This is a genomic window from Rhodococcus sp. 06-418-5 (assembly GCF_002258285.1).
Lineage (GTDB): Bacteria > Actinomycetota > Actinomycetes > Mycobacteriales > Mycobacteriaceae > Rhodococcoides.
Genome location: NZ_NOYE01000031.1, coordinates 538,559 through 547,604, shown reverse-complemented (window position 1 = coordinate 547,604; position 9,046 = coordinate 538,559). Strand labels below are relative to the sequence as shown.

The window sequence follows — 9,046 nt, the reverse complement described above, 5'->3', positions numbered from 1 at the left end:
ATCGAAGCGGTGCCGTTCTTCAAGTACCCGGCCAACCCGCCCGCGGTCGGCGATCCGGAGACCATCACCCAGCGCACCTGGCTGTGGTTGGCGACCGTGTTTCTCGGTCTGCTGGCCGTCGCGATCGGGATCTACATCGCCAAGGCAGTCGCATCGCAGCATTCGGTGGCGATCCGCGTCGGCGCACCGCTGCTCGCGTTCCTGGTTGTGGTCGGGATCGGGTATGCGCTGTTGCCCGGTGTGAACGAGGTCGGCTCGGACTTCCCCGCCACCCTGCTCTGGGAATTTCGACTGTCGTCCCTGGCCACCCAGGCGACCCTGTGGCTGACTCTGGGATTGGCATTCGCGTTCCTTACCGACCGCGCAGTACGCCCGATCCGCCGCGAGGCCGTCGCGGCGTAGCCCGGTTCTGCGTCAATGGACCATTGCACCGCTCAGACGTGTGCAAAGTGCCATTGACGCAGTGTGGCCGGCCCGGTCGGCCGGGGTGAATGGACCATTGCACCGCTCAGACGTATGCAATGGTCCATTCACGCGTCCGGGGGTGAGCGGTGCGAGGGTGAACCGGTCGAGGGTGAGCGATCCGGGTGAGGGGGAGGGGAGTGAGTGTGCTCAGCCGAATCCGAGTTGATGCAGTCGCTCGTCGTCGATGCCGAAGTGATGTCCGATTTCGTGGGCGACGGTGATCGCGATTTCTCGTCGGGCCTCGTTTTCGTCGTCGACCATCTCGAGGATCGGTTTGCGGTAGATGGTGATGACGTCCGGTAGGTGTCCGCTGTACTCGTAGCGTTCGGTCAGTGCGATGCCCTCGTACAGTCCGAGGATGTCCTCGGTGGGGTGTTCCTCCTCGACGAGAACCACCACGTTGTTCATGAAGTCGGTGAGTTCGCGCGGCAGGGTGTCGAGTGCGTCGGACACGGCTTCCTCGAAGTCGACGCGCGTCATGTGGGTGGGAATGTCACCCTCCGGTGGTGATCGGGGCGGCACCGGGCAGTGGTGTCGGCAGTGCGCGGCCGTCGGGAGCGGAGGGCGGCGGGACGGGAGCTGCACCGTTGATGAGGATGTCGCCCTTGGCGGTACCGACGATGGTCGCGAAGCCGCCGGAATCGAGTTCCTTGCCCACCGAGCACGTCACCTGCCTGCTACCGGCGAGCCAACTTGCGACGTCGATGGTGTCCCAGAACAGGGTGAGCGTCTTGTCTCGCAGTGCGGTGTCCGAGCCGAGGTAGCCGTTGACGGCGTCGGTGCACGTGGCTTCCAGGTATGCGTCCTGGTCGGCCTCGGACGGGTGTCCGCCGGGGAACTGCTGCGTCAGGTTGATCACCGACGCCACCTCGTACGCGTGCGGTGCCGAGCAGTCCACCGGATCGGCAGGCACGTTCTGGTTGATGCCGACGCAGGTGCCGGTCGGCCAGACCTTCGATTGGTCCTGGTCGAGAATCGAGCCGGTCATCTCCATCAGCGCACCGGTGTTCGACGGCATCTGCACTCCGCAGCGCAATGTTCGCTCACCCTTGGCCCATCCGGCCTGGCTGGGGAACATCAGCCCGACGCCGAAGCGCCCGTTGGGATCGAACTTGGCTCCGACGTAGTCGTCGACGGCGGCCTCGCAGTGTTCGTCGCGCAGTTCGCTGAACCGGATGGAACCGGGATACGGCGACCCCGGACCGAACTCGACGCCGGGGTAGACGCTCATGTCGATGTCGCGAGCCACCTCGAAGCGATGGGGATCGGCGCAGGGAACTTCGGCGAGATCCTGTCGGTCCGTCTCCGGATCGTCGGTGGGCGTCCACTGCAGGCATGCGCCCGGATCGGCGGCACCGAAGGACGACGCCGAAACGGGGCCATCGGTCGCAGGCCCACCGGCCGTCGCATGGGTGGTGATCTTCTCGGGCGTCGAGAACCCGTCGGAGAGAAAAACCGTCGCGCCCGCGGCCAGCACCGCACCGACCGCAACCATGGCGAGCCCGCGTCGAGCTGTGGTTGCAGACAGTGTTCGCCGAGACTTCTCGCTCGGCGGAGAGTCTGTTTCGTATCCGGACATCACCCTCCATCATGCCCGAGTATGTTCGGTCCTCATGAGCGACCCAACAGGTGACGACGACCTCAGCGAGCTCGCCGGCCGACTGTTCACGATGGCCCGCACCGGTGACGCGGCCGCTCTGGCGAGTTACGTCGACGCAGGCGTTCCGGTGAATCTGCACAACGAATCAGGTGACACACTGGTCATGCTCGCCGCGTACCACGGGCACGCCGATGCGGTGCGTGCGCTGGTCGAGCGCGGTGCCGATGTGAACAAGCCCAACGACAAAGGGCAGACCCCACTCGCGGGCGCGGTCTTCAAAGGTGAGGACGACGTGGTGCGCGTGCTCGTCGACGGCGGAGCCGATCCACATGGCGGTCACCCGTCGGCAATCGATGCCGCCACGATGTTCGGACGCGAGGACTACCTGGGGTTGCTCGGCAAGTAAGGTTCGTTCTCGTGATCGACCTGAAATTCCTTCGCGAGAATCCCGATGCAGTGCGCGCCTCGCAGCGCACCCGAGGCGAGGACCCCGCTCTCGTCGACGCGCTTCTCGATGCCGACGCCTCCCGCCGCGCTGCGGTGCTGGCGGGTGATCAGCTGCGTGCCGAGCAGAAAGCGTTGGGAAAGCAGGTAGGCAAGGCTTCCGCCGAGGACCGTCCCGCGCTGCTCGCCGGAGCGTCGGAGCTCGCTGCCAGAGTGAAGGCGGCTCAAGTCGCCGAAACCGAGGCCGACGCAGCCCTCGACACGGCCCATCGCGCGATCTCGAACATCGTCCAGGACGGCACGCCCGCAGGCGGCGAGGACGACTTCGTGCTGCTCGAGACCGTCGGGCAGATCCCGGAGTTCGATTTCGAGCCCAAGGATCACCTCGAGCTCGGCGAGTCACTGAACCTCATAGACATGGAACGCGGAGCCAAGGTCTCGGGCTCGCGCTTCTATTTCATGACCGGCTACGGCGCGCTGCTGCAGCAGGGATTGCTGCAGCTCGCCGCGCAGAAAGCCGTCAAGAACGGCTTCACCATGATGATCCCGCCGGTGCTGGTGCGGCCGGAGATCATGTCGGGAACCGGATTCCTCGGCGCACACGCAGACGAGATCTACCGCCTCGAAGCCGACGACCTCTACCTCGTCGGCACCTCCGAAGTAGCCCTCGCGGGCTACCACTCGGGCGAGATCATCGACCTCGCCGACGGCCCGAAGCGGTACGCCGGATGGTCGTCGTGCTTCCGCCGCGAAGCGGGCAGCTACGGCAAGGACACCCGCGGCATCATCCGAGTGCACCAGTTCGACAAGATCGAGATGTTCTCCTACATCAAGCCCGAGGACGCAGCCGCCGAACACCAGAAGCTGCTGGAATACGAGAAGGAAATGCTCGCCGCCGTCGAGGTGCCCTACCGCGTCATCGACACCGCAGGCGGAGACCTCGGCTCCTCGGCAGCTCGTAAGTTCGACTGCGAGGCCTGGATTCCCACCCAGCAGGCCTACCGCGAGCTGACCTCGACCTCGAACTGCACGACGTTCCAGGCCCGACGCCTCGGCGTGCGCTACCGCGACGAGAACGGCAAGCCCCAGACCGCGGCGACGCTCAACGGCACCCTCGCCACCACCCGCTGGATCGTCGCGATCCTCGAAAACCACCAGCAGGCCGACGGCACCGTCCGCGTCCCCGACGCTCTGGTGCCCTTCGTCGGAACGGATGTTCTGCGCTAGTTGGGCCGTTCCGCAGGCTCCACTCCCGCGCTAGTTGGGTCGTTCCGCAGGCTCCACTCCTGCGCTAGTTGGGTCGTTCCGCAGGCTCCACTCCTGCGCTAGTTGGGTCGTTCCGCAGGCTCCACTCCTGCGCTAGTTGGGTCGTTCCGCAGGCTCCACTCCTGCGCTAGTCCGGTCGTTCCGCAGGCTCCACTCCTGCGCTAGTCCGGTCGGCTCAGGCGATATCGCCGATGCAGTAGCCCTCGCCGCCGATGGCCAGTACGAACGTGCGGTTCTGGTACACCCCGGACGCGTCGACGATGTCTGCGTTGACCTGGGTGTAGATGCCGTTCTGCCCGGTGACGAACACGCTGTCGGGGTCGAACGAGGTGATGCCGGGCAGGATGTCGGGATTGTCCACCAGTGGCGGGGCAGTGGGAACGCCGGTCCCGAGCGCATCCCAGGTCCGACGGCCGTCGCACACGATCGGGTACGTCTCTTCCACATCGCCGAGGTTGACCGGAGTCCCGGCGAGACGTCCCAGGTAGCGATCGACGGTGTAGACCGCGTCTGCCGCGTCGAACACGGGGGCGGTGCCGGTGGGGTAGACGGTGGGGCACGCGTAGCCGGACGCGATCTCACTGCGCTTCACGCTGACCGTTGCGGTGGGCCCGGTCCAGGTGACCGCGTACTGGCCGTCGACGCCGGGGGCGGCAACGGCAGCGAGGATCGCTGCGGGGTCGACGTACATCGTCGGAATGTCGGTGGGCGGAACCGTCCAGCACCGCACCGTGACGACGCCGATTCCGCCGCCGGTGAGGTCGCCCACGAACGGACGCAGCGCCATCGCGGCGTCGGGGTTTCCGGGAACCTCGCCGACGGGTGGGCCTGGCGGGATCGGTGGGGGCGTCGCGGTGGTCGCGGAGGCTGTGGTCGGAGTTGTCGTCGACGCCGCTGTCTCGGTGGTGGTGCTCGAGGCTCCGGACTGTTCGGACGGCAGTCCGACTGCGGAATCACAGGCTCCCACCAGCGCGAGCGTTGCGATCAGCGGCAGCGCGGTCCGGACGACCATGGTCCGCCGTGGTGGTGCCGCACTGTTCTTCACGTCGTCTCTCCCCCGTTGCTTTCGACCGGACCTGTCATCTCCCGGACCTTTTCTCCGACATCGTCCACCGACTACGCTAACGGACTGTGGAACCCGTCTATCGATCAGTCATCGGCATCGCTCGTGCAGTGTTCGCGTTCGAGGGCCTGAAATTCGACGTCGAGGGCGAGGAACACATCCCTGCCACCGGCGGAGCCGTCATCGCCGTCAACCACACCGGATACATGGACTTCACCTACGCCGGGCTACCGCCACGACGGGTGAAGCGCTACATCCGATTCATGGCGAAGAAGGAAGTCTTCGACAACAAGATCTCCGGCCCGATCATGCGTGCACTGCGGCACATCCCCGTCGATCGAGGGGCCGGTGCGGAGTCGTACAAGTCGGCGGTCCAGAGCCTGCGCAACGGTGAACTCGTGGGCGTGTACCCGGAGGCGACCATCAGCCGCAGCTTCGAGATCAAGGAATTCAAGTCCGGCGCGGCGCGCATGGCCATCGAGGCAGGCGTGCCGATCATCCCGACGGTCATCTGGGGCGCGCAGCGCGTGTGGACCAAGGGATACCCGAAACGGTTGGGCCGCACCAACACTCCCATCTCGATCGCCGTCGGTGAACCGCTGCCGCCGGTCGGTCCGCCGAACGAACTGACCGAGAAGCTGCGCACGGTGATGCAGAAGATGCTGCTCGAACTTCAGGAGAACTATCACCACGAGCCAGGGGCCTACTGGGTGCCTGCGCGATTGGGCGGCAGCGCACCGACACTCGAAGAGGCAGACAAGCTCGATGCCCAGGACCTCGCGGCGCGTGCGGCCAAGCGGGCCGAGTAGAGCGACGCGATGAACCTCCGTGGTGAACGGGTCGTGTTGCGGCCCGTCACCACCGAGGATGTGCCGGAGCTACGCCGAATACTGCGTACCCCCGAGGTGTACGCGCGATGGGGCGACGAGGACGCCGACGAGAACTGGCCGTTCGACAACCCCGACGAGAAGCGTCTGGTCGTCGAATTGGTTGGCGCACCAGTGGGATTGATCCAGTACGGCGAAGAGGCCGATCCGATGTACCGGCACGCGTCGATCGATATCTTCCTCGACCCGGCAGTGCACGGCCGCGGCGTCGGAAAGGATGCCGTGGGCACGCTGGTGCGGTACCTGACCGCCGAACTGGGGCATCATCGTGTGGTGATCGACCCCGCTGCCGACAACGCGGCAGCGATAGCCTGTTACAGCGCAGTCGGATTCGAGCCGGTCGGGATCATGCGTCGATACGAGAAGGGCCCGAGCGGGTGGCACGACAGCCTGTTGATGGACTTGATCGTCGAGTAGCTATCGGTGGTTCGCCGGAGTGGAGCCCGCGGAACGACCCGTAGGGCCAGGAAGTGTCAGTCGGAACCGCGCGCCGGTAGGCCCTGCGGCACAGACGAGTTCGCCGCCATGAGCGCGCGCCAGCGTGCGCGCTATGGACAACCCGAGCCCGACGCCGCCGGAAGAACGGTCACGCGCAGCATTCAGCCGCACGAGCCGTTCGAAGATCCGCTCACGATCGGCTTCGGCGACACCGGGACCGTCGTCGTCGACGGTGACGAACGCCTGTGAATCGGTTCCTGTCGTCACTCGGACGCTACCGTCCGGCGGCGTGAAGCGAGCGGCGTTGTCGAGTACGTTCGACAGAACTTGCTCGATGCGGCCGACGTCCACCCTGACCGGCACCGGTTGCGAGGCGTCGACCTCGAACCGGACCTGAGGGGACAGCAGTGCAGCACGCTCGACGGTGCGTCGGACCACGTCGGCGAGATCCGCGTCGGACAACTCGAGCTCCGAAGTGTTCTCTGCACGAACGGAATCGAGCATGTCGCCCACCAGGCGCGAGGCCCTGGCGGACTCGCCGACCAGCAACTCGCTCCACCTGCCGACCCGATCGGGGCGGTGCTCCGCGTCGCGCTGCAACGACTGGGCCAGCGCCGAGATCCCGGCCACCGGTGTGCGCAATTCGTGTGCCGCGTCGGCCAGGAATCGGCGCATGTCCTCCTCTGCCCGACGCGCCGACTGGGCGGCCGCAGCTTCCTTGCGCTCGGCATCCTCGAGGGCGTCGAGCATCTCGTCGACGGCCGATGCGGTGCGGCCCAAGTCGGTCTTCGGCTTGGACGGCAGTAGCCGTCGCCCTCTGTCGCCGTTGGTGATTCGACGTGCGACCGACGTCATCGAGTCCAGGGGGGACAAGGCGCGCCTGACCGCGTAGATCAATGCGGCGGCGGCCAGTAGCAGAGTGACTGCACCGGCACCCACCATGAGAATGCGCAATTGTCGGCGCACATCTGCGATCGCGGTGGTGTCGCCGAGCAGTGACAGCGTCGATCCATCGGGCAGGGGCTCGGTGACCTCCAACGAATCCGACGGCGGGGCAGGAGGATCGGGTGGACCGGGAGGGCTGGGAGCCTTCGACTGTCCGGCGGGCGGAGCCGGGGTCGCGGGCCTGATGTCCGGGCCGGGCGGTCCGCTGCCGGGTACGCCGTACACCGTGCCGTCCGCGGCGGTGACGCGAACCCGGATGGCGTCGCCCTGCAACGCCTGCACCAGATCACCGGGCCCGACGCCGCTGTCCACCAGTTCGACCGCACGGGATGCCCTGTCGGTCAGCCGAGCCTCCAGATCACGCCGAAGCTGTTGGCCGAGAACGACATCGACCGACGAACCGACGATCACCAGCAATATTGCGAACAGCACGACGACGGTGGCGACCACGCGGGTACGCAACGAGGGCGTGGGTGTGCGGTTCACTGCGGGGCCCGCAGAGCGTAACCGAGGCCGCGGACAGTGTGGATCAACCGCGGCCCATGGGCTTCCATCTTGCGACGCAACGCACTGACATGCACCTCCACCAGATTGCCGTCGTACGCGCCGTAGCCCCAGACCGATTCGAGGATCGACGTTTTCGAGACCGTGCGACCGCGTTGCCCGACGAGGAAGGTCGCCAACCGGAGCTCGGTGGCCGTCAGGTCGAGGACGTGACCGGCGCGCGTGACGACCCCCGCCGATTCGTCCACCAATAGATCGCCCACTTGGATTGCGTCCGAGGATCTGCCGCGTCTACGCAGCACCGATCTCGCTCGCGCGACCACCTCGTCGAGCTGAAACGGCTTGACCACGTAGTCGTCTGCGCCGTCGCTCAATCCGCGCAGGCGGTCCTCCAACTGATCCTTCGCGGTGACCATGATGATTCCTGCATCGCTGCTCTGGCGGACGACGTCGATCAACGCGAACCCGTCCCGCGCGCCGGGCAGCATGACGTCGAGAATCACGACATCGGGGCGAAAGCCTGCCATCGTGGTGTCGAAGTCGTCACCGTCGGGCAAGGACGCAACGGTGAACCCCGCGTCCTCGAACGCGGCCACCAGCGCCTCTCGGATGGGTAGCGAGTCCTCCACCACCAGCACCCGGGGAGCGGAACTGTATGTCATGCCTCGATTGTCACCCACCAGCTGAAGTGATCCTGAAGATGCGGCCGGCTTCAGGGTGACTTCAGCTAGCGGCGGCAGGGTCGATGACAGACCGAAACGAACGACACAGACTCGAACAAGGAGTGAACGTGAACGATCAGACTCAACCGATCCCCGCCGCATCGAACCCGGAGCCAGTCCCCGGCAACGCGGTTAGAGAGACCCAACCGAAGCGGTGGAAGGGACGGGTGCCGATGGTGGCGACGGCCGCAGCGGGACTCGCAGTAGGAGCGCTGGTGGCGACGGCAGTCTTCGCTGCCACCGGTCCGGACGTCTCACCCGGAGTATCCACGGTGGCGTCGTCGTCGACCCTCGGGGAGCGAACCGACGGCGGCGGCGGGTCGGATGTCCCCGCGGTGCCGGCTGCACCGGATTCCGGAGACGGATCGACGGTGCCCGCCGTTCCGACACCGCCAGGATCTGCGGACGGCGCAACTCCTGCGGCACCGGGGGATGGGGCAACTCCGCCTGCACCGCCTGCCGGGGGTCCGGGCAAGGGTGGCCCGGGCAAGGGTGGACCGGCTCCTCTGTGCGCCCCGGCTGACGGCGCGACGCCGCCTGCCCCGGCTGACGGTGCGACGCCGCCTGCTCCGGCCGACGGTGCGACGCCTCCTGCACCGCCCACACCGGGTGCTGAGGGCGACGGCGTGACACCGCCTGCTCCGGCCGATGGCGCGACTCCTCCCGCACCGCCGGCAGCTCCCTCGGGTTCCTGAATCAATCTCTTCCAGCC

At 66.6% G+C, this 9,046-nt stretch carries 11 protein-coding genes; 6 read left to right on the top strand and 5 right to left on the bottom strand.

What is annotated here, in order from left to right; all coding sequences use genetic code 11:
- Positions 1 to 402, top strand: a 402-nt coding sequence (locus CH274_RS23890; RefSeq protein WP_143546634.1) for a CbtA family protein, incomplete at its 5' end; no start/stop codon positions are given.
- 210 nt (positions 403 to 612) lie between these two features.
- On the opposite strand, the gene CH274_RS23885 is transcribed toward CH274_RS23890, so the two are convergent.
- Both CH274_RS23885 and CH274_RS23880 read right to left on the bottom strand, forming a co-directional pair.
- Complete coding sequence (locus CH274_RS23885) at positions 613 to 945, bottom strand: metallopeptidase family protein (RefSeq protein WP_082073870.1); 333 nt, start codon at positions 943 to 945, stop codon at positions 613 to 615.
- A gap of 13 nt (positions 946 to 958) precedes the next feature.
- Positions 959 to 2,044 (bottom strand): septum formation family protein, encoded by a 1,086-nt coding sequence (locus tag CH274_RS23880; RefSeq protein WP_045197966.1) that lies wholly within the window; start codon positions 2,042 to 2,044, stop codon positions 959 to 961.
- Positions 2,045 to 2,078: 34 nt separating this feature from the next.
- On the opposite strand from CH274_RS23880, the gene CH274_RS23875 reads away from it, so the two are divergent.
- On the top strand, positions 2,079 to 2,471 hold the full coding sequence (locus tag CH274_RS23875) for an ankyrin repeat domain-containing protein (RefSeq protein ID WP_094659116.1): 393 nt from the start codon (positions 2,079 to 2,081) through the stop codon (positions 2,469 to 2,471).
- Positions 2,472 to 2,482: 11 nt separating this feature from the next.
- Positions 2,483 to 3,736, top strand: coding sequence for a serine--tRNA ligase (gene serS / locus CH274_RS23870; RefSeq protein WP_094659115.1), 1,254 nt, complete (start codon positions 2,483 to 2,485; stop codon positions 3,734 to 3,736).
- A gap of 214 nt (positions 3,737 to 3,950) precedes the next feature.
- On the opposite strand, the gene CH274_RS23865 is transcribed toward serS, so the two are convergent.
- Positions 3,951 to 4,820: a hypothetical protein gene (locus CH274_RS23865; RefSeq protein ID WP_256993681.1), complete on the bottom strand. Its 870-nt coding sequence runs from the start codon at positions 4,818 to 4,820 to the stop codon at positions 3,951 to 3,953.
- A gap of 86 nt (positions 4,821 to 4,906) precedes the next feature.
- Between CH274_RS23865 and CH274_RS23860 the strand changes: the two genes are divergently transcribed.
- Positions 4,907 to 5,647: a lysophospholipid acyltransferase family protein gene (locus tag CH274_RS23860; RefSeq protein WP_032396453.1), complete on the top strand. Its 741-nt coding sequence runs from the start codon at positions 4,907 to 4,909 to the stop codon at positions 5,645 to 5,647.
- A gap of 9 nt (positions 5,648 to 5,656) precedes the next feature.
- Entirely contained in the window at positions 5,657 to 6,142 is a 486-nt protein-coding gene (locus CH274_RS23855) for a GNAT family N-acetyltransferase (RefSeq protein WP_094659114.1), read from the top strand.
- On the opposite strand, the gene CH274_RS23850 is transcribed toward CH274_RS23855, so the two are convergent.
- Both CH274_RS23850 and CH274_RS23845 read right to left on the bottom strand, forming a co-directional pair.
- Positions 6,143 to 7,594: a sensor histidine kinase gene (locus CH274_RS23850; protein WP_094659113.1), complete on the bottom strand. Its 1,452-nt coding sequence runs from the start codon at positions 7,592 to 7,594 to the stop codon at positions 6,143 to 6,145.
- A complete protein-coding gene (locus tag CH274_RS23845) occupies positions 7,591 to 8,274 on the bottom strand; it encodes a response regulator transcription factor (protein WP_256993680.1) in 684 nt (227 codons plus the stop codon). The genes CH274_RS23850 and CH274_RS23845 overlap by 4 nt, the downstream gene beginning before the upstream one ends.
- Before the next feature lie 128 nt (positions 8,275 to 8,402).
- Between CH274_RS23845 and CH274_RS28955 the strand changes: the two genes are divergently transcribed.
- The gene (locus CH274_RS28955) at positions 8,403 to 9,029 is read left to right on the top strand and encodes a hypothetical protein (RefSeq protein WP_143546632.1); all 627 of its coding nucleotides are present in this window, start codon (positions 8,403 to 8,405) and stop codon (positions 9,027 to 9,029) included.
- Positions 9,030 to 9,046 lie beyond the last annotated feature (17 nt).